Genomic DNA, 19,558 nt, shown 5'->3' with positions numbered 1-19,558 from the left:
ATGCGACATTTCATCAAATACGGCTGGTTTTTATCGAGTCTGGTGTTGGGCCTGCTGTGCGCTGCCGCCAGTCAGGCCGCCGAACTGCCGCTGGTGCAAAAACAGCGCTTTGAACTGCCAACTTTTATCACGCAAAACGGCGCGCAGTTAAAGCAAGTGCAAGTCGGCTGGGAAGCCTATGGCAAGCTGAATACTGACAAATCGAATGTGATTTTAATTACGCATTATTTTTCCGGCACTTCACATGCAGCCGGCCGTTATCAGGCGACAGACGCAGCGCCCGGTTATTGGGATGCCATCATTGGTCCTGGCAAAGCCATTGATACCAATCAGTTTTATGTGGTTAGCGTTGATACATTGGTCAATGCCAATGCCAATGCCAATGATCCACATGTCATCACCACAGGCCCTGCCAGCATCAATCCGGCGACAGGTAAAAGATATGGCCTGAGCTTTCCGGTGGTGACCATCACCGATTTTGTTGAAGTGCAAAAAGCATTGTTAGACAGTCTTGGCATCAACAAGCTACACGCAGTAGTCGGTGCTTCGATGGGTTCTTTTCAGGCGATTGAATGGGCGCAGCGTTACCCAGAGCGGGTGCAGCGGCTGGTGCCGGTGATCGGTACTGCTTATATCGATGCTTACAGCGCCATCAAGTTAGAACGTTGGGCTTATCCGATTAAAGCCGATCCGCACTGGCAACAAGGCGATTATTACGACAAACCGCAACAACCCACTGCAGGGCTTGCCATGGCGCTGGCCTGGGTGACTTTAGATGCGTTAAATCCAGCCGGTTTTAACCAGAAGTACCCGGATTTACGCTTGGACAAAGCCGCCCATCAGGATATCCGCGCCAGTTTCACTGCGCTTGATCAATTACTGGCAGTCGCCACTCAGCGCGCCGCGCTGCAGGACGCCAATCATTTGCTGTATCTGGTGCGCGCTTCGCAGTTATGGCGTGCCGGCATGGGCGACAACTGGCAACAAGCCATCAAAAACATCAAAGCGCCGGTACTGTGGTTGCCAGCGGCGGGCGACTTATTGCTGACACCTTTGATGGCGCAGCAAAGCCAGCAAGCGCTGGATACTAACGGCGCCCGCAGCACAGCCAACCAGCTGTCGCAGATCCCCGGCCAGATGGGCCACTTAGATGGATTATTGAATATTCAGACGATAGCGCCTGAGTTAAAGGCCTTTTTACAACAACCGCAGAAATGAACCTTTTGCTTCCCTGTCCTGTCTGCCCCGGCGCCGCTATTTGAGGCGTGTTGCGTGGGCCCACCGTGGCAAAGTCATGCCTCTTTGCCCGGTTTTTTCTTCTGTGTGAAATCTGTGCGATACTGCAACCACGACCGTGATGGATGAACTGCCGTGCTGCGAATAAAAATTGTGTTGAGCCTGCTTTGTAGCCTGACTGCCATAGACGTGCTGGCAGATGACACAACAGCCACCAATGCAGTGGTATTGCGGTTTTGCTACGAAGATAAACCACTCGAACCTTATTACCGCGGCCAGGGCGCGCTGGTCCCTAAAGACAATCCGGGCGCGACGATCGAACACTTACAGCTGCTGGTCAGCAAAATGTCTGGTATCCGACTGCAGCTGGAACGCCGGCCATGGAAACGGTGCCTCGCCAAACTGCACCAAGGCGAAACCGACGCCGTCGTTGCCAGCTACAGACCCGAACGTGAAGACATTGGCGTCTATCCGATGCTGAACAACCAGCCTGATCCACACCGTGCGTTTAGTGAACACCAAACCTGCCTGGTACAAAAAGTCGGCAGCAGCTGGCGCTGGAATGGCCATGAAGTCAGCGGTATCGATAGTCTGGTGGTGGCAAGACCGCTGGGTTATGCGCCGCTGCTGGTACCTGGGCCAAAACAAGTGCTGATGCACTACACCTTATCCGGCACTATGGATTTAGAACTGCTGCAGGCCGGACGGGTCCATGCGGTCACGACTTTGTGTAACATCGCCGGCCAATCCGTAGTGTCGCCAAATATTCTGCAGCGAGGCCTGAAAGTACTGACGCCGGCTTTGCACTCAAATGTCGGTTATCTGCTGTTCAGCCGGCAATTTTACCAACAGCAGCGCGCCAGCGCTGACGCCTTGTGGCAGCAGTTGCAGGCCAATAAAGGCACTGAGATTTATCAGCGTTATTTATCGATGTCTTATCTGCAAACAGCCCCCGCAGCTGCTGTTGCCCAGCCTACTCAATGACACTTGCCATTGGTCAGGCTGGCGCCGCCGACTGTCGGGTCTGAACCAACACCTGGTTGCCTGCCAGCCCGCGCTTGCCCTATGCTAGCCGGCATTGTGTTTCCTTCTGTCAGGACAACCTGTATGAAATTATCCTTGTCTTTGTCTCTGTTATTCACACTGTCTACGAGTGCCGTATTGGCGGCGCCAGCCGCGCCACTGACCGCCACTGATTTATATCAGGTGCAAAAACCAACCGGCATGCAGGTATCGCCGGACGGTCAGCGCGCGGTCTTTAGCCTGAACCGCTATGATCTGGCGAAAAACAAAAGCAATACCGATTTACACCTGCTGGAACTCGGTTCCGGCCGACAAACCCAGCTCACCTTCCATCCGGCCGCCGACAATCAGCCAGCCTGGAGCCCGGATGGCCGTCAGCTGGTGTTTGTTTCCAAACGCGATGGCGAAAAAAATCAGCTACAACTGCTGACGTTAGGCGGTGGTGAGGCCCGCCAGCTGACTGATTTGTCGGTCAGCGTCAGTAATCCGCGGTTTTTCCCGGATGGCAAAAAAATCCTGTTCAGTGCCGAAGTGCCGGCAGGTTTTGCCGGTGATTTCAACTTATTAAAAGATGAGAAAAAACCACTGCATTCGGCCAAAGTCAGCGAAAATCGCATTTACCGCTACTGGGACCATTTCCTCACCGACGACAAAGTTACCCAGTTTTTCGCCTACAACATTGCAACTGGCGACGTACAGGCGCTGACACCGGGCTGGGCGCAATGGACCAGCCTCGACGGCGGTGTCGAATTTGATTTATCGCCAGACGGCAAACAGCTGGCCTTGAGTGCTGTCAGCAGTAAACCGCCTTACAACAGCTTAAATTATGACGTGTATTTAGTGCCGACCGACGGCAGTGGTAAAGCAGTGAATCTGACCGAAGCCAATCCGGCCGACGACAGCAAACCGGCATTCAGCCCGGACGGCCGCAGCCTGCTGTACGGCGCACAAAAACGCACCGATTTTGGCAATGACAACGTCAAACTGACCCGGTTTGATTTAGCCGCAAAAACCGCCACAGTGCTGGCCGGCAATATCGATTTATCGCCACAGCAGTGGTTCTTCAGCAAAGACAGCCAGATGTTGTATTTCCTCGCCGAAGACAAAGCGCGGGTGTCGTTATTTTCCGTGCCGGCCGCCGGCGGCCCGGTGAAACAAGTGCTGCGTCAGGCCACTAATGAGCAAGTACAAGTGGCAGGCCCAGCGCAATTTGCACTGGTACAGCATGGCATCAGTCAGTTGCCGGAGATTTTCCTGCTCGACAATAAAAGCCGCACCTTAAAACAGATCAGCCAGATCAACACGGCGCTGCAGCAAAACACCCAATGGGGCAAAGTCGAAGACATGACGTATCCGGGCTCGGACAACAAACCGATCCAGATGTTTGTGATTTTCCCGCCCAACTTTGACGCGAAAAAACGCTGGCCACTGCTGAGCCTGTTACATGGCGGCCCACATGGTGCTTTTAACGACGCTTTTGGTACGCGCTGGCACCCGCAAGTGTTTGCCGCCATGGGCTATGTGGTGATTATGCCAAACTTCCACGGTTCGACCGGTTTTGGCGAAGCGTTCACTGCGTCCATTCACGGCGACCATGCGACTAAGCCGTTTTTTGACAGCGAAGCCGCCATCGATTACATGACTTCCCGCGGTTATATCGACGAAAGCCGCGTCGCAGCGGCCGGTGGCAGTTATGGCGGTTATCTGGTCAGCTGGATAGCCGGCCACAGCACTAAATATAAAGCACTGGTTAACCATGCCGGTGTTTATGATCTGATGGCGCAGTTTGCCTCCGACAGTACTTTAATGCGCACTTATGCCTATGCCGGCTCACCGTGGAAAGATAAAGACAATGTGCTGAAAGCCAGTCCGGCCATGTTCGCGGAAAACTTCAATACACCGATGTTAATCACTCATGGCGAACAGGATTATCGCGTGCCGGTCACTCAGGGTTTAGCGCTTTATGGTGTGCTCAAAGGCAAAGGCGTCGATGCACGCCTGGTGTATTTCCCGGACGAAAATCACTGGATCTTAAAACCGCAAAACTCGATTTACTGGTACCACGAATTTGGCCAGTGGCTGGAGCGTTATATTGGCAAAGGTTCCAGTGAATAAAAAGCTGAATAAACAGCTGATTCAGTGACAGCTTTAACCGACAACATAAGGCCTGATAGCCTGCAACAACGCTATCAGGCTGCCATCGCCACTGGCCAGTTGCAGCCGGATGCGGCACAGCAGCATCTGGTTAATGCACTGGCGCAGCTGCAACAGCAATTAGCCGCGGACCAGGCCAGCACAGGGATTTACCTGTACGGCCCGGTTGGCCGTGGTAAAACCATGCTGATGGACTGGTTCTTCGACACGACAGCCACGCCGCGTAAATTACGGCTGCACTTTCATCATTTTATGGCGGCGGTGCATCAGGAATTACGCCAGCGGCAAGGGGAGCCGGACCCGCTGGTACAGGTCGCGCGCAGCTGGGCAGCACAATATCAGCTGCTGTGTTTTGACGAGTTTTTTGTCAGTGACATTGGTGATGCGATGTTACTGGCCACTTTATGGCGCCAGCTGTTTGCGCAAGGTGTGGTGCTGGTAGCAACGTCCAACTGTGCGCCGCAGGATTTGTACAATAACGGCCTGCAACGCGCGCGGTTCCTGCCTTTTATCGATGTACTGCAGCAACATTGTCAGGTGCTGAGCCTGGATGCCGGCATCGACTATCGCCGCCAGCAGGCCAGCGACTGGCGTTATCTCGGCATTGCCATGCCCGCCGACTGGCTGGCGCAACAGGCGCAGCAGTATTTTGGTGCTGTAGAACCCTGCGAGCAGGTGCTGGTGCACAACAGGCCGATACTGGCCTTATGGCGCAATCAACACGTCATCGGCTTTGACTTTATGGCGCTCTGCAGCGGGCCACGCAGCCAGCTTGATTACATGGCGCTGTGCCAGCCAGATCAGGGCAGACAATACCGCGCTATTGCCCTGGCCAATATTCCGCAGTTTTTGCCCGAAAGCGCCACTGCCATTTTGCATGGCGTGGAAGAGAATTATCAGCGTGAACACAGCGAGGTGTTTGTCAGCAAACTCGACAACGAAGCGCGCCGGCTGATTGCGCTGGTCGACGAATGTTATGAGCGTGGCGTGTTGCTGCTCTGCACTGCCGACAGCGCGCCGGAGCATTGGTATCAGGCCAGTCAGCTTAGTTTTGCCTTTGAACGCACCGTCTCGCGTCTTTATGAAATGCAGCGCTGGCAAATAGCCCATCCCGGCTACACGGCGGCGAATTTTTCACCCGCCGAATAGTTGACTAAATTCGTCAGCTTTTGTTAGAGTCGCGCCATCCCAAAGGGGAGTAGCTCCACGCCGGTTTATCGTCATGCCGAAACCCACAGGTTTCCGGTAACCGGGTCAGCCCAGCTGATGAGCAAGACCTTTGCCACTCTGGCAAAGATCCCCCTCTAAACAGGACATCCGGCCAGCGTGGGCCGGACAACGCCGGCAGCAACCGGCTGTATCACCCTGTTTGGAGTTCATTTATGGAAACAATCGCCAATCCCTGGCTCTGGGCTGTATTTTTCAGCCTGGTGCTGATCATGCTCGCTATCGATCTGTTTTTGGTCGGTGGCGGTAAACAACACAAAGTTTCGGTCAAAGAAGCGGCTATCTGGTCGGTGATTTGGGTGTCGGTGTCGATGCTGTTTGCTGCCGGTTTATGGTGGTATTTGCGTGACACTGCCGGGCCTGAAATTGCTAACGCCAAAACGCTCGAATTCATTACCGGTTATCTGATTGAAAAATCGCTGGCGATTGACAACGTCTTTGTCTGGCTGATGATTTTCAGTGTCTTTGCTATCCCGCCGGAATTACAAAAACGCGTGCTGGTTTTAGGCGTGCTGGGGGCTATTGTGCTGCGCACTGTGATGATTTTTGCCGGCGTCTGGCTTATCACCCAGTTCCACTGGCTACTGTATGTGTTTGGCGCTTTCCTGCTGTTCACCGGCATTAAAATGTGGTGGGCAGCAGACCAAGAGCCTGATCTGCAAAATAATCCACTGGTGTTATGGGTCCGCCGGCGCTTTAACGTCACAGAAGAGCTGGAAGGCGAAAAGTTTTTTGTGCGCCGTGAAGTCAATGGCCGTTGGGTACGTTATGCCACGCCATTATTTTTGGTACTGGTGTTAGTCGAGTTTTCTGATGTGATTTTTGCCGTTGATTCAATCCCGGCGATTTTTGCCATCACTACCGACCCCTTTATCGTGCTGACCTCGAATATCTTTGCGATCCTGGGCCTGCGCGCCATGTACTTTTTGCTGGCTGATATGGCAGACCGCTTCAGCTTGCTCAAATACGGCCTGGCTTTAGTGCTGGTGTTTATCGGCGCGAAGATGTTGCTGATTGATATCTATAAGATCCCGGTTGCGGTCTCTTTAAGCGTTGTCGCCCTCATCATCGCAACGTCCGTGGTGTTATCGCTGCGCCAAAGCCGCAGCACCGATGCTGAGCAGGAACATAGGGCTGACTAGCGGCAGGTTGTGAAAGAGCTGACTGCCCCAGCAAAACCACCAACCCCGCCAAAAGCGGGGTTGGTTTTATCAGATTTAGCCGTTTTAGCTGTGACAACTGTTGGCTGGATCACAGCAATCGCTTTGCTGGCTGGCCGCGGTATAACCGGCGTCTGTGATGGCGTCGATAATCTCGTCCGCACTGAGTGTGCTATGCACCGACACAGTGGTATTGGCTAAATCTGCTTCAACTGTGGCATCAGCCTGCAGTTGCACTATTGCTTTGGTGATCCGGCTGACACAATGACCGCAGGTCATGTCTGCGACGTAGAATTTCATCATGTTACATCTCCTCTGTTGAACTCGGTACCCAGACTGAAGCTTCTCCCTATGGCAGAGTCAAGCCAGAATTTTATTTTTAAAAAACTGTTTGACCTTACCACCATGGCAAGGTTTAGCCTTATGTTATCAAAAACCCTTGTTGACCAGGAGTCAGTACGATGACAGCGACCACGCAGTTGAAAATCAATGGGATGAGCTGCGCCTCATGTGCCGGCCGGGTGGAAAAAGCCTTAAGTGCGGTCGCTGGCGTCGAAGCGGCCAGTGTGAATCTGGCGACTGAGACGGCAACAGTGACTGGTCAGGTCGCCACTGATGCATTAGAAGCCGCCATCAGCGCGGCCGGTTATCAGCTCGAGAGCAAGCAGCGACAGTTTGCCGTCCAAGGCATGACTTGCGCCTCCTGCGCCGGTCGGGTGGAAAAAAGCCTGCTGAAAGTGCCTGGTGTATTGGCCGCCAGCGTCAATCTGGCCACAGAACAGGTCAGCCTGCGTTTAACCAGCGCCGTCAGCGAAGAAAGTCTGGCGCAAGCTGTCACAAACGCCGGTTATGAATTGGTGCTGGCACCAACTACCACTGAAACTGGGGCTGGGAATAATGCTGAAAACGGCGCTGAAAATGGCGCTGCAACAAAGCCATTGGCGTTTTATCAGACCGACAGCTGGCCGGTGCTCGGCGCGGCGCTGCTGACCATCCCGCTGGTGCTGCCAATGTTTGGCCTGTTATTTGGCATCGACTGGATGCTGCCGGCCTTCTGGCAGTGGGTGCTGGCAACGCCAGTGCAGTTTTATTTTGGTGCGCGCTTTTACCAAGCCGGATGGCACGCCTTAAAAGCAAAAAGCGGCAATATGGATTTATTGGTGTCGATCGGCACCAGCGCGGCTTATGGGTTGTCACTTTATCTGTGGTACAGCTTTGATGGTCATCATGGCGCACCGCACCTGTATTTCGAAAGCAGCGCAGCGGTATTGACGCTGGTATTGCTCGGCAAATTCTTAGAAAAACGCGCGAAAAAACGTACGACAGACGCGTTGCAGGCACTGGAAAACTTAAAGCCAACAACAGCCACCGTCTGGCGCGATGGCAGCTGGCGCAATATTGCTGCCGCGGCGTTGAAAAAATACGACAGAGTCAAAGTTTTGCCCGGCGAGCGCATTCCGGCCGACGGCATTGTGATAGGCGGCAGCAGCCATGTCGATGAAGCGCTGATCAGTGGTGAAAGTATTCCGCTGCACAAAACTGTTGGCGATCACCTGACCGGTGGTGCCATTAATCTGGATGGCTTGCTTGAATTCGAAGCCACGGCTGTGGGGAGCGAATCCACGCTGGCAAAAATCATCCGGTTAGTCGAGCAAGCCCAAGGCGCCAAAGCACCGGTCCAGGCACTGGTCGATAAGATCAGCAATATTTTTGTGCCGGTCGTGCTGCTGATTGCCCTACTCACATTGCTGGTTTGGGGGCTGGTGCTAAACGACTGGACCCAAGGCATCTTACACGCTGTGGCGGTGTTGGTGATTGCCTGTCCTTGTGCACTAGGCCTTGCCACGCCAGCCGCTATTATGGCCGGTACCGGCACCGCCGCCCGGCACGGCATTCTGGTCAAAGACGCTGTTGCACTCGAGCAGGCGACCAAAATCGATTATGTCGTCTTTGATAAAACCGGTACCCTGACCGCAGGTAAACCTGAATTGCTGCAATTGACCGCCTTCGCAGAAGAAAAGCAAACAGTGCTGCGGATAGCCTACGCGCTGTCGCAGCACAGCGAACATCCGCTGGCCAAAGCGGTGGTCCATTATGCCCAAATCCAGCAAGTGCCACTCGACGAAGTCAGCCAGTTCACTGTGGTGGCCGGTAAAGGCGTGCAGGCACAGTTCGGCGAGCGCACTGTTGTGCTGGGGTCTGGTCACTGGATGCGCGAACTGGGATTAACACTGCCGACCGAGCAAATCCAGATCCCGGGCGCGTCCGTGTCCTGGCTGGCCGAAACCAGCGCTGGTCAGGCCAAACTGCTTGGGTTGTTCTGCTTTGCTGACCAAGCCAAACCTGAAGCCAAAGCCGCAGTGCAAAAACTGCAGCAGCGTGGCATTCAAGTCGCGATGCTGACCGGTGATTCTCAACAAAGCGCCAGCTACATCGCTGAGCAGTTGGGGCTGGATCATGTGCAGGCCGAAGTGTTACCACAAGGCAAAGCACAGGCGATTGCGGATATTCAGGCGCAAGGCTTTCAGGTGGCGATGGTCGGTGATGGCATCAATGATGCGCCGGCTTTGGCGCAGGCCGATTTGGGTATTGCGATGGCCACTGGCACCGAAGTCGCCGTCAGCGCTGCGGCGATGACGCTGATGCGCGGCAACCCGGCGCTGGTCGCCTCCGCCTTGCAGCTCGCCAGTGCCACTTACCGCAATATTCAGCAAAATCTGTTTTGGGCTTTTGCCTTTAATATTGTCGGCATCCCACTCGCCGCCATGGGCTTTTTAAACCCGGTGATTGCCGGTGCGGCCATGGCCTGTAGCAGTGTATTCGTCGTCACTAACGCCCTGCGTTTGCAACGCATGTCTTTCTAAAAAGGAAAAAACCATGGCAACTTTACTGACCATCGGCGATGCGGCGAAAGCCAGCGGCTTAAGCGCCAAAATGATTCGCCATTACGAACAGTCTGGGTTGCTGCGAAAATCTGCCCGGACTGACGCGGGTTATCGTTTGTATAACAGTGAACAAATCAATCAGTTACGCTTTATCCGCCAGGCGCGTAATCTTGGGTTTTCGCTAGCAGATATTCATGCCCTGCTTGAGCTGTGGCAAAACCCCGAGCGCGAAAGCCGGGCCGTAAAACAACTGGCCCAACAGCATCTCGCTGAAATCGCCGCCAAAATTGCGGAACTGCAACATATGCAGCAAGTGCTGACCGCGCTGGCAGACAGTTGCAAAGGCGACGGCAGCCCACACTGCAATATTCTGAATCAGCTGGCAAAGCCAACGTGAAGTCTAAGATTTCCCCGGCTCAAACCGGCGCTGATGGGCACTGAAATCCGGCACCGCGCGCTGATAATCAGTCTGAAATAAACTCGAATGCACAATAAAATCGGCGGTGGCTTTGTTACAGGCTACCGGGATATTCCACACCACGGCAAGGCGGATCAGCGCTTTGACATCAGGGTCATGCGGCTGGGAACTGAGTGGGTCCCAGAAAAATACCAGCCAGTCGATTTTTTGTTCTGCGATTAAAGCACCGATTTGCTGGTCACCACCGAGTGGCCCGCTGGCAAAACAATGCACCGGCAGCTGTAATTTGTCGCTGATGAGGCGCCCGGTGGTACCGGTGGCGTACAACGTTTTGTTCTGGAAAAAAGCCGCATGCGTTGCAACCCAATCCAGCAATTCAGCTTTTTTACCGTCGTGGGCAATCAGGGCGATAGATTTCATAAGGTTCCTTTGCGCTACATTTGTGATTGAAGATACACCATCACGAAAAGCTGTAGGTAGGGTAAGCGCCATGGATGGTGCGCATCACGGAAAAGCTCTGGGTACCACGTACCTGCATTTTCCATTCGCAGAGCGAATGGTGCTTATCAGGCGAAACGCCAAACTGTTGGCGTTTCGAAATCCCTGCTTCGCTGTACCGTACTTCCTGTACATAAAAAAAGCCCGGCAAAGCCGGGCAAACAACCAAGGTCCACGTAAAAAACTCAGTGTGGGGTTAGTGGCGCAGATTAAGCGCTTACTACAATCCGCTTCATCGCGGTCATGTAACCCCGTAATTTCTTGCCAACGATTTCCACCGGATGATTGCGGATGGCATCGTTTACTTCAATCAACCGCACGTTATCGACACCGTTGCTGGCTGAGGCTAAACCTTTGCCCAACAGTTCAGGGCTGATGTTGTTCACCAGGTCGCGCAGCATCGGTACTGCGGCGTTGGCAAACAGATAGTTACCGTATTCTGCCGTGTCGCTGATCACCACGTTCATCTCATACAGACGTTTACGGGCAATAGTGTTCGCAATCAGTGGCGTCTCATGCAACGACTCGTAATAGGCTGATTCTTCCACGATACCGGCTTCCACCATGGTATCAAACGCCAGTTCAACACCCGCTTTCACCATGGCGACTAACAAAATCGCGCGGTCGAAATAATCTTGTTCAGCAATTTGCTCGCTCGATACCGGTGCATTTTCAAAACCGCTTTGACGGGTTTCTTCGCGCCAGCCCAGCAATTGTTTGTCGTCGTTGGCCCAGTCCGCCATCATAGTCTCAGAGAACTTGCCGGAGATGATGTCGTCCATGTGCTTGGCAAACAGCGGCTGCAGAATGCCTTTTAATTGTTCAGCCAAATCATAGGCTTTGATTTTCGCCGGGTTCGACAGGCGGTCCATCATGTTGGTGATGCCACCGTGCTTCAGCGCTTCAGTAATCGTTTCCCAGCCAAACTGGATCAGCTTGGCAGCAAAACCGGCTTCATAACCATCAGCAACCAGCTTGTCATAGGCCAGGATCGCACCGGTCTGTAACATGCCGCACAGAATGGTCTGCTCACCCATCAAATCTGATTTCACTTCAGCGACGAAGCTGGATTCCAGCACGCCGGCACGGTCGCCGCCGGTGGCTGAAGCATAAGCTTTGGCGATGGCCAGGCCGTTGCCGTTCGGGTCGTTTTCCGGATGCACCGCAATCAGCGTCGGTACACCAAAACCACGTTTGTATTCTTCACGCACTTCAGTACCCGGGCACTTCGGCGCCACCATGATGACGGTGATGTCTTTGCGGATTTGCGTGCCTTCTTCGACGATATTAAAACCGTGCGAATAAGCCAGCGTCGCGCCTTGTTTCATCAGCGGCATCACCGCTTTCACGACTGAAGTATGTTGTTTGTCCGGCGTCAGGTTCAGTACCAGATCGGCCGTTGGAATTAATTCTTCGTAAGTCCCTACCGTGAAACCATTTTCGCTGGCCTGCAGGAAAGATTTACGTTTTTGCGCAATGGCGTCAGCACGCAGTGCATAAGAAATGTTCACACCAGAATCGCGCATGTTCAGGCCCTGGTTTAAACCCTGAGCACCACAGCCAACGATGACTACTTTCCAACCTTTGATAAAGTTACAACCGTCAGCAAACTCTTCTTTTTGCATAAAACGGCATTTGCCCAGCTGCTTTAACTGCTGGCGTAAGTTCAGTGTGTTGAAATAATTAGCCATCTGTCGATCCTGATAATTCTGATTTGCCGGTCCGGTGGTGCAACAAGCACTGTGGGAGCTTTGGCAGAACAACGCTCTGTGCGCTGTTTTGATAAAGCCAGCATAGGCCACTGGTTTCATTGCGTGAAGTGATATATTCTCAAAACAGTATTTCACTTTTTGCAATTAAGAATCTGCAATCGACAGATTGTAGCGAAGGAATCTGATGGATATCCGCAGCGCGCAGCTTTTTCTGCATCTGGCCAGCAGCCTGAATTTCAGTAAAACCAGTGAACAGTTATATGTTTCACCGTCGACGCTGACGCGCATTATTCAGCGGCTGGAAGATGATTTAGGCGTGCAGCTGTTCAGCCGCGACAAAAGGTCGGTGCGGCTGACACCGGCCGGTGTGCGCTTTCAGCAGTTTGTGAAGCAATATCTGGCTGACTGGCATCAGCTGCAGGTTGATTTGTCATTAACCTCAGACGCCTTACAAGGCGAGATCCGGCTGTTTTGTACTGTCACAGCCAGCTACAGCCATTTACCGGCCATTCTGGATAAATTCCGCCTGCTGTGCCCCAAAGCTGAAATCAGCCTGACCACCGGCGACGCCGCGCTGGCGCTGGAGAAAGTGAAAAACGACGAAGCCGATATTGCGCTGGCTGTTTATCCACCGAATTTACCGCTGAATATCGCTTTTGCCAGTATCGCCAAATTACCGCTGCAGCTGATAGCGCCGGTGATCCCCTGTAAGGTCAATGATTTACTCAGTGAAGCTGCACCAGACTGGGATAAAATCCCGCTGATTGTGCCAGAACATGGCCCGGCGCGCAGCCGCCTCGATGCCTGGTTAAAACATCAGGGCATCACACCGAATATTGTCGCCAAAGTAGAAGGCCATGAAGCCATGGTCAGTATGGTGGCGCTTGGCACTGGCGTAGCCATTGCGCCCGATCCCGTGGTGCAGCACAGCCCGGTGCGCGACCGGGTGCGCGTGCTGGCGCTGGATTATCAGTTCAGCCCTTTTGATTTGGGCATCTGCATGCAATCCAAACGCCTGCACGAACCGCTGATGCGTGCTTTCTGGCAAGTAGCCTCAGGTGGCCCTGCCCTGCAGCAATAAAGCGATTGGTTTTTGCAACAGCCGCAGCGCAGGCAACACTGTGGCCAGCAGCACCAGACCCAGCAGCAGTGCCAGCGCCGGTAACACAGCACTGTGCTGAAATACCGGTGCGCCTAATTTGCCGCTCAGCCAGGGCGAAAGCCCTGCCGCCAACAGCGCACAGACCGGCAGGCTGAACAGTAATAACCCGAGCTGATGGCCACATAAGCGGCTGATTAAACCCGGTACTGTGGCACCGACCGCAAGTTTGGTCGCCAGCACACTTTGCTCTAACAGCAACTGGGTTTTCAGCTGATAATACAAACTTAACGCGGCCAGCAGGCTAATCACCCCAGCCAACAGCAACGAGATGCGGGCAAAAATCCAATAAGGTTCATTCATTTGTTCCAACTGGGTGGCCAAAGTGCCTTGGTAGCTGATGTCTAAATCCTGGCCTTGCCGGTCGGCCCAGTCTTCCAGTGCTGTGGTCACTTCATCGACTAACGCCGGATTTGTGGTTAGGGTTAGAACATCATGCGGGCCCCAGCCGTTGACTTTCAGCTGGGTATACATCATCAGCATTGGCGCTGCAGCAACGCCGCGATGCGGCAGGTTTTGAATCACGCCACGGATTTGTGTCTGCAAGGGAAATGGGGCTATGTAGCTCAAAGTCTTGCCAGGCAAATCCGCATAGGTTTGGCCCGGCTCCAGCAAACGGTCGGCCAGCGCCCGGTTGATCACAATGCCGTCACTGTCTGTTTCGGCACTGCCTGCAATAACATCGGCACCGATAAATTGCAGATAATTGCTGCTCATTTCAGTACTGTGGACAAACAACTCCAACGAGTGACCATCTACAGTGGTAGTGAGTTTACGTTCCACCGGCTCCGTGAATTCGCTGGCAAACGCCACTTGTGCTGCTGAATACTGACCAAATTCACCATGTTGCAGCTTCGCATCAGGTTGAATGCCTGGGTTTAATCGCAACTGCAGCTCCTCGAATGGCAACCAGCGGCTGATGGTTTTTTCCTGTTGCAGTAATTGGAACTGTAACGACAAAGCCAATACCAGCGCCAGACCAGCAAAACTCAGTTGCAGCACTTGTTGCGCCCACGCCAGCCTTTGCTGTAACAAGTTACGCTGGCCCTGACGATTGCGGAACATCCGGGCGCGGCGCAACAACCACAGCAGGGGCAACTGGCTGCACAGCAGCAAAAACAAAGTCAGCCCCAACACGGCAACGGCGGCATAACCCCAGGCAAAGGGCACACCGGCGCTGCCAAAATATTGCTGATAGACCCGCAAACCGGATAATAACGTCGTCCCCTGCCAATACAGCATCCCACCTATGGCCAAAGCTGCGCACCAAAGTGGCAACTGCTCCAGCGCCAGCTGCCGGCTTAACTGCAGGCTGCGGGCACCCAACACCTGGCGCATCCCCATTTCATGCTGGCGTTGCACCAACTGACCGATCAGGCAAAATACCAGGTTAATAGCAACCACGGCGCCGCATAACAGCGTCAGGCAACACAGCAACCAGAATTGCTGCAATAAGTCAGCGCGTTGCTCAGGAAACAGCTCAATACCCGGAATAATATCGGCCTGATGTTTATCTTCCAGCATTTTAAAAGCTTGCAGACCGAGCCATTCAACCGGTGTCGCATCATAGTTCTTGGCTAGCGCAGTGAGATCCGCCTCCGCTTTATGCTGAATAAAACCAATACTATCAGGAAGGTTTTCAGTCATCGCTAATGCTTCGGGGCCAGGGCCTTTGCTGGTGTCATGGCCTTCGTCAATATCCAATAAAGGCATAAACCGGTCTTCCCACGGCAGCCACAGACCCGGACGTTTCTCACTAAAGCGGTCCAGCGCCGGCGGTAATACCGCTGCAATCACATAACGTTTGTCATTTTCACGGACCAATACATCTAAACCTTGAACTTCCGGCTTACCCAATAACTGCCAGAGCCAATGACTCAGGTACACCGGCTGCGCCTGCCCTGCTTCCGGCCGGGTAAAAGGTGCTTGCAGCCCCAACACTGCTGGCAAATTTTCGCTGTAATACACCAGCTTAGTGCGGTCGATATTCTGTTCGGCAATCCGCAGCTCACTGGACCTAAACTGCGCGATGGCCAGCGCCTTCACTTCAGGCTGCTGCTTTAACCGGTACAGCTCAGCATGACTGACGGGTTGATAACGGCCTTGTGGGTCGGTGCGGTGCACAGTCGCCACTAAATCTGCCGGCTGCGCCCAGCCCGGCAACGGTGTGCGCAGCTGTGGCCCTAATTGCAGTAGTAACAGCAATAAAGCACTGAAACAACCTAGGCCAAGCGCTAGCAAACTCCATTGCAGGCGCTGTCCGCGCCATAAGCGCCAGCTAAACTTAAGTGTGAACAGCATCTGCATCAGCCTGCCCTCTGTTCGGCCAGTGACGAGTTTACTGGCGCAACACAAGTTGGCTGTCTTGCTGTGACTGGCGCTGTTGCGACAAACTGACCATCAGCCAGATACAAACGGCGCTGTGCCCTGGCGGCCAGCTGCGGGTCATGTGTCACCATCAGCACGGTTGCGCCATCCTGGTGTAATTTGCTCAGCAGGTTCATCACAATCTCGGCGCTTTGCGAATCCAGGTTACCGGTCGGTTCATCTGCCAATAACAAACTCGGGTTAGTAATAAGCGCCCGCGCTATCGCTACCCGTTGTTGCTGACCACCGGATAACTGCTCGGGATATGCATCCAGCTTGTCTGAAAGCTCCACCTGTGCCAGCACTTGCGCTGCGCGGCTGCGGTAGTCGGCTGCTTTGACGCCGGCTAAATAACGCAGTGGTAAACTGACATTCTCCGCCACAGTCATGCTGCTAATCAGGTTAAAGTTCTGAAAAATCCAGCCAATATGGCGGTTACGCAGCACACTATGCTGATAAGCCGACAAGCCCGGCACCGACTGGCCAAGCAGCAAATACTGGCCGGCAGAAAAGCTGTCGAGTAAACCGATAATCGATAACAAGGTCGATTTACCACTACCGGAGCGGCCTTCAATCGCGACAAACTCACCGCGCGTCACGCTAAAATCTAAAGCCTGTAATACCGGCAGTTGCAGCTTGCCCTGAGTAAACACCTTTGAGGCCTGCCGGATGTCGATGAGGGTTTCAGCCAGATTGGATTGCGGGTTATGTGCTTCAGCCATTGAGGTCCTCCGGTGCAATTACTTCGTTGTTTAACAGTGCCGCCGGCACCTGCAATAAAATCTGTTCACCGGCTTTCACGCCATCTAACAGCTGCATTTGTTTTGGCGTCAGGCTGCCGATCAGCACTTCGCGGCGCTGATATTGTTCAGTAGCAGCATCCCAGACAAACAGCGCCTGGCGTTGTTGTGGTTTTTGAATGTAGGAAGCGCGGTCACTGAGTAGCGTCTGCTCCTGGGTCCCGACATTGATATCGGCTTTGACTTCAATATTGGCGCGGGCGGTATCCGGCAATTCACTTAATAACGCCACATCGACGCGTAAAAAGTTGTCTACCACATTTGGCGACACCCAGCTGACTTCACCGAGCATGGGTTTGCCTTTGATATTCAGCGTCACTGCCTGGCCGGGCTTCACTAAAGCGGCATCGACCGCACCGATTTTCAGATCCGCTAACAATTGCCCTGGCTCAGCCACTTGCCCGAGCGCCTGCCCTGCCACCACCTGGCTACCCGGTTTTAAACTTTCATCCAGCGCAATCAGCTGGCCGCTGATCTCACTGCTGACGGCCAACGCCAGCACATCTTGCTTGGCAATATCACGTTGTTTTTCTGCCCGTTGCCGGTTGAGTTCTGCCGCTGCCAGCCGGTTTTGGCTGGATTTAGCAAAGCCTTTGAGTTTCTCTTCGGCCAGCAGCACTTTTTGTTTGGCTTGCATCAGCAGCGCCTCGCTTTGGGCAAAATCGAGCGCTGAAATAATCTGCTGGCGAAACAGCTCTTGTTTGGCTGCCAGCTGGCTTTGCAACAACTGCTGTTCAGCCTTGGCCAGCTGTAAATCATGCCTCAGTTGCAACTGTTCTTGTTCTAACTGCTGCTGCAACAATAAAAATTCGGCTTGTTGTGCTTGTAATGCCAGTTCCTGCTCTTCCAGCTGACGCTGTAATTTTGGATTCACCAGCTGCAAAATCGGCTGGCCGGCCTCGAGCATAGCACCGGGTCGTTGCGCCAGCTGCAGCACCCGGCCTTCAGTCATTGCGATCAGACTTTGGACTTTTTGTGGCACTAAAACGCCAAATGCGCTGATTTGATGGTCTAAATTGCCTCGTGTCACCGGGCTACTCTGTGAAATCTGGGCACTGGAACCCCGCACCGCGCCTGAGCTCAACAAACCCAAGACGGTGACCAGGACGACGCATGCAACTAGCAGCAATAAATTACGACTTTGCCAATATGGCTGACGTTCTGCGGGGATTTGCATTGATGTCACATCCTCTGTGAAAAACTGCACAAACTGAGCATGATCAGTATGTTATTTAAAGACGAATGTAACTTTAATGTATATTTGTAGCAATATAGCGGTAAATATTTAACGCAAGTTAAAGAAAAATGCCGCCGAAAACCTAATGAAAAATTGATAATTTGAAGGAGTACCGCGAAAAATTGTTCAGCCAAGCAAAGAGTTGCCCAAAGCTTTACCCAACCTTTACCTGCCTTTTCGCCGTGTTGACGCAGCAATGACTAGACTGAGTGGTATCTGATACCAAACCGCAAAAGGTGCCCATATGAACAAGGTTGCTGACTCATCTCTAAAAATTGGATTAACGGCTTTGATAGCGCTGCTGATGCTGTCCGGTTGTGTGGTGCATCCGGCACATCATCGGCATGTGGTGGTAGCAAAACCGGTGACAAAAACTGTGGTGGTCAAACAGGCAGTCGTGGTGAAAAAACCTGTGGTGGTGCGAAAAGTCGTGGTGCATTAATAGATTGGGCTGAAAACGAAAAAGCCGCATCATGCGGCTTTTTGCTTTGGAACTTTGTAGATTGGCTTGGGCAGATAACCTGGACAGATAAATTGGACAGATTATTTCACGACGCGTAAATGACTGCCTTTTTTCGGTTTGTCATCGTCCGGGCCTGGCTCGGTCGGGTCTGCGGCCGGCACATCCAGCTCAAGCTCTGTGTCGTCCAGCTCATCTTCCTGCCACTCTTCTTCCGGCGTAAACATAGTGCCGGCGCCATTTTCGCGGGCATAAATCGCCAGCACAGAACGCTGCGGAATATACAGCGCAAACGGGTTACCGCTGAAACGGGCATTAAAGGTCACCGCATCATTACCCAGCAACAAGTTACCGACAGCGCCCGGGCTGATATTCAGCACTATCTGACCGTCTTTAACATGTTGCAGCGGCACTTTCACGCCAGGCATAGTTGCGTCCACGACCAGATAGGGTGTGCAATTGTTGTCCACAATCCATTCATAAAAGGCGCGTAACAGATAAGGCCGATTGGGGGTCATTTGCATCTTTTGGTCTCCAGCTCTCAATACATACCGGGATGGATCCGGCGCTCGGCGTCAGTCAACGACTGTTGAAACGCATCGCGTTCGAACATCCGCAGCATATAGTTTTTAATAGGTTTGCTGCCAGGGCCGCTCAGTTCAATACCAAGCAGCGGCAAACGCCATAACAGCACCGACAAATACACATCCTGCAGACTGTATTCATCACTCATGAAAAATGCGGTATCTGCAAAAATTGGCGCGGTCGATAATAAACTTTCGCGTAAATCATGCCGGGCGTCGGCGGCATCTTCGCCATCAGCCAAAATCTTCGTCGCCAGACCATACCAATCATGTTTGATGCGATACATCATCAGACGAGTCTGGGCACGGGCCACCGGATAAACCGGCAACAACGGCGGGTGTGGGAAACGCTCGTCCAGATATTCCATGATGATGTCGGCCTGGTACAGCGCCAGATCACGGTCAATCAAAGTCGGCAGGCTGCCATAAGGATTCACTTCGTAGACATCTTCCGGCAGATTGCCCGGATGTGCGATCAGAATATCAGCGGTAATGCCCTTTTCTGCCAGCACGATACGGACATGATGACTGTCCATCTCAGCGGCGGCACTAAATAAAGTCATGGTATTTCGTCTGCTGGCGTTGCTCGCCATAGCTTCCTCCGGAAAAGGCAAAGGGGCCTTGCGGCCCCTTAAACA

Annotated in this window: 17 protein-coding genes; 9 read left to right on the top strand and 8 right to left on the bottom strand. The window is 53.2% G+C overall.

Annotated elements, in window-relative coordinates; translation table 11 throughout:
* The 5 genes from ABNT34_RS04155 to ABNT34_RS04135 all read left to right on the top strand — a co-directional run bounded on the left by ABNT34_RS04155 (position 1) and on the right by ABNT34_RS04135 (position 6,782).
* Positions 1-1,218 carry a homoserine O-acetyltransferase gene (locus ABNT34_RS04155; protein WP_348729074.1) on the top strand — a complete coding sequence of 406 codons (1,218 nt, stop codon included), beginning with the start codon at positions 1-3 and terminating at the stop codon, positions 1,216-1,218.
* Positions 1,219-1,371: 153 nt separating this feature from the next.
* On the top strand, positions 1,372-2,220 hold the full coding sequence (locus tag ABNT34_RS04150) for an amino acid ABC transporter (protein ID WP_348729072.1): 849 nt from the start codon (positions 1,372-1,374) through the stop codon (positions 2,218-2,220).
* A gap of 123 nt (positions 2,221-2,343) precedes the next feature.
* Positions 2,344-4,374, top strand: coding sequence for a S9 family peptidase (locus ABNT34_RS04145; protein WP_348729070.1), 2,031 nt, complete (start codon positions 2,344-2,346; stop codon positions 4,372-4,374).
* A gap of 24 nt (positions 4,375-4,398) precedes the next feature.
* On the top strand, positions 4,399-5,562 hold the full coding sequence (gene zapE / locus ABNT34_RS04140; RefSeq protein ID WP_348729068.1) for a cell division protein ZapE: 1,164 nt from the start codon (positions 4,399-4,401) through the stop codon (positions 5,560-5,562).
* Positions 5,563-5,795: 233 nt separating this feature from the next.
* Positions 5,796-6,782: a TerC family protein gene (locus ABNT34_RS04135; protein WP_348729066.1), complete on the top strand. Its 987-nt coding sequence runs from the start codon at positions 5,796-5,798 to the stop codon at positions 6,780-6,782.
* An 84-nt stretch (positions 6,783-6,866) separates the two neighbouring features.
* On the opposite strand, the gene ABNT34_RS04130 is transcribed toward ABNT34_RS04135, so the two are convergent.
* The gene (locus ABNT34_RS04130; protein WP_348729064.1) at positions 6,867-7,103 is read right to left on the bottom strand and encodes a heavy-metal-associated domain-containing protein; all 237 of its coding nucleotides are present in this window, start codon (positions 7,101-7,103) and stop codon (positions 6,867-6,869) included.
* A 158-nt stretch (positions 7,104-7,261) separates the two neighbouring features.
* Here ABNT34_RS04130 and ABNT34_RS04125 point away from each other — a divergent pair, with 158 nt between their 5' ends.
* Positions 7,262-9,664 (top strand): heavy metal translocating P-type ATPase, encoded by a 2,403-nt coding sequence (locus ABNT34_RS04125; protein ID WP_348729062.1) that lies wholly within the window; start codon positions 7,262-7,264, stop codon positions 9,662-9,664.
* A 13-nt stretch (positions 9,665-9,677) separates the two neighbouring features.
* The gene (gene cueR / locus ABNT34_RS04120) at positions 9,678-10,082 is read left to right on the top strand and encodes a Cu(I)-responsive transcriptional regulator (RefSeq protein WP_348729060.1); all 405 of its coding nucleotides are present in this window, start codon (positions 9,678-9,680) and stop codon (positions 10,080-10,082) included.
* Positions 10,083-10,085: 3 nt separating this feature from the next.
* On the opposite strand, the gene ABNT34_RS04115 is transcribed toward cueR, so the two are convergent.
* Together ABNT34_RS04115 and ilvC are read right to left on the bottom strand one after the other, a co-directional pair.
* On the bottom strand, positions 10,086-10,523 hold the full coding sequence (locus ABNT34_RS04115; protein ID WP_031566851.1) for a methylglyoxal synthase: 438 nt from the start codon (positions 10,521-10,523) through the stop codon (positions 10,086-10,088).
* A 287-nt stretch (positions 10,524-10,810) separates the two neighbouring features.
* Positions 10,811-12,292 carry a ketol-acid reductoisomerase gene (gene ilvC / locus ABNT34_RS04110; RefSeq protein ID WP_348729058.1) on the bottom strand — a complete coding sequence of 494 codons (1,482 nt, stop codon included), beginning with the start codon at positions 12,290-12,292 and terminating at the stop codon, positions 10,811-10,813.
* Between the two features lie 205 nt (positions 12,293-12,497).
* On the opposite strand from ilvC, the gene ilvY reads away from it, so the two are divergent.
* Positions 12,498-13,394, top strand: a complete 897-nt coding sequence (gene ilvY, locus ABNT34_RS04105; protein WP_348729056.1) for an HTH-type transcriptional activator IlvY — start codon at positions 12,498-12,500, stop codon at positions 13,392-13,394.
* Here the strand turns inward: ilvY and ABNT34_RS04100 are convergent.
* The 3 genes from ABNT34_RS04100 to ABNT34_RS04090 are packed head-to-tail and all read right to left on the bottom strand — an operon-like array spanning position 13,368 to position 17,816.
* Positions 13,368-15,773: an FtsX-like permease family protein gene (locus ABNT34_RS04100; protein ID WP_348729054.1), complete on the bottom strand. Its 2,406-nt coding sequence runs from the start codon at positions 15,771-15,773 to the stop codon at positions 13,368-13,370. The genes ilvY and ABNT34_RS04100 overlap by 27 nt on opposite strands.
* A gap of 5 nt (positions 15,774-15,778) precedes the next feature.
* The gene (locus ABNT34_RS04095; protein ID WP_348729052.1) at positions 15,779-16,561 is read right to left on the bottom strand and encodes an ABC transporter ATP-binding protein; all 783 of its coding nucleotides are present in this window, start codon (positions 16,559-16,561) and stop codon (positions 15,779-15,781) included.
* Positions 16,554-17,816: an HlyD family efflux transporter periplasmic adaptor subunit gene (locus ABNT34_RS04090; protein WP_348729050.1), complete on the bottom strand. Its 1,263-nt coding sequence runs from the start codon at positions 17,814-17,816 to the stop codon at positions 16,554-16,556. Before ABNT34_RS04090 ends, ABNT34_RS04095 begins: the two co-directional genes overlap by 8 nt.
* 304 nt (positions 17,817-18,120) lie before the next feature.
* Here ABNT34_RS04090 and ABNT34_RS04085 point away from each other — a divergent pair, with 304 nt between their 5' ends.
* On the top strand, positions 18,121-18,318 hold the full coding sequence (locus ABNT34_RS04085; RefSeq protein WP_348729048.1) for a hypothetical protein: 198 nt from the start codon (positions 18,121-18,123) through the stop codon (positions 18,316-18,318).
* Positions 18,319-18,419: 101 nt separating this feature from the next.
* Here ABNT34_RS04085 and ABNT34_RS04080 read toward each other — a convergent pair whose 3' ends face one another.
* Together ABNT34_RS04080 and sspA are read right to left on the bottom strand one after the other, a co-directional pair.
* Positions 18,420-18,854 carry a ClpXP protease specificity-enhancing factor gene (locus tag ABNT34_RS04080; protein WP_031566834.1) on the bottom strand — a complete coding sequence of 145 codons (435 nt, stop codon included), beginning with the start codon at positions 18,852-18,854 and terminating at the stop codon, positions 18,420-18,422.
* Between the two features lie 23 nt (positions 18,855-18,877).
* The gene (gene sspA / locus ABNT34_RS04075) at positions 18,878-19,513 is read right to left on the bottom strand and encodes a stringent starvation protein SspA (protein WP_348729046.1); all 636 of its coding nucleotides are present in this window, start codon (positions 19,511-19,513) and stop codon (positions 18,878-18,880) included.
* Positions 19,514-19,558: the final 45 nt, after the last annotated feature.

The organism is Rheinheimera texasensis (genome assembly GCF_964031785.1).
Classification (GTDB): domain Bacteria; phylum Pseudomonadota; class Gammaproteobacteria; order Enterobacterales; family Alteromonadaceae; genus Pararheinheimera; species Pararheinheimera texasensis_A.
Note: the sequence above shows the minus strand (reverse complement) of the source record. Positions and strands in the feature narration are given on the sequence as shown.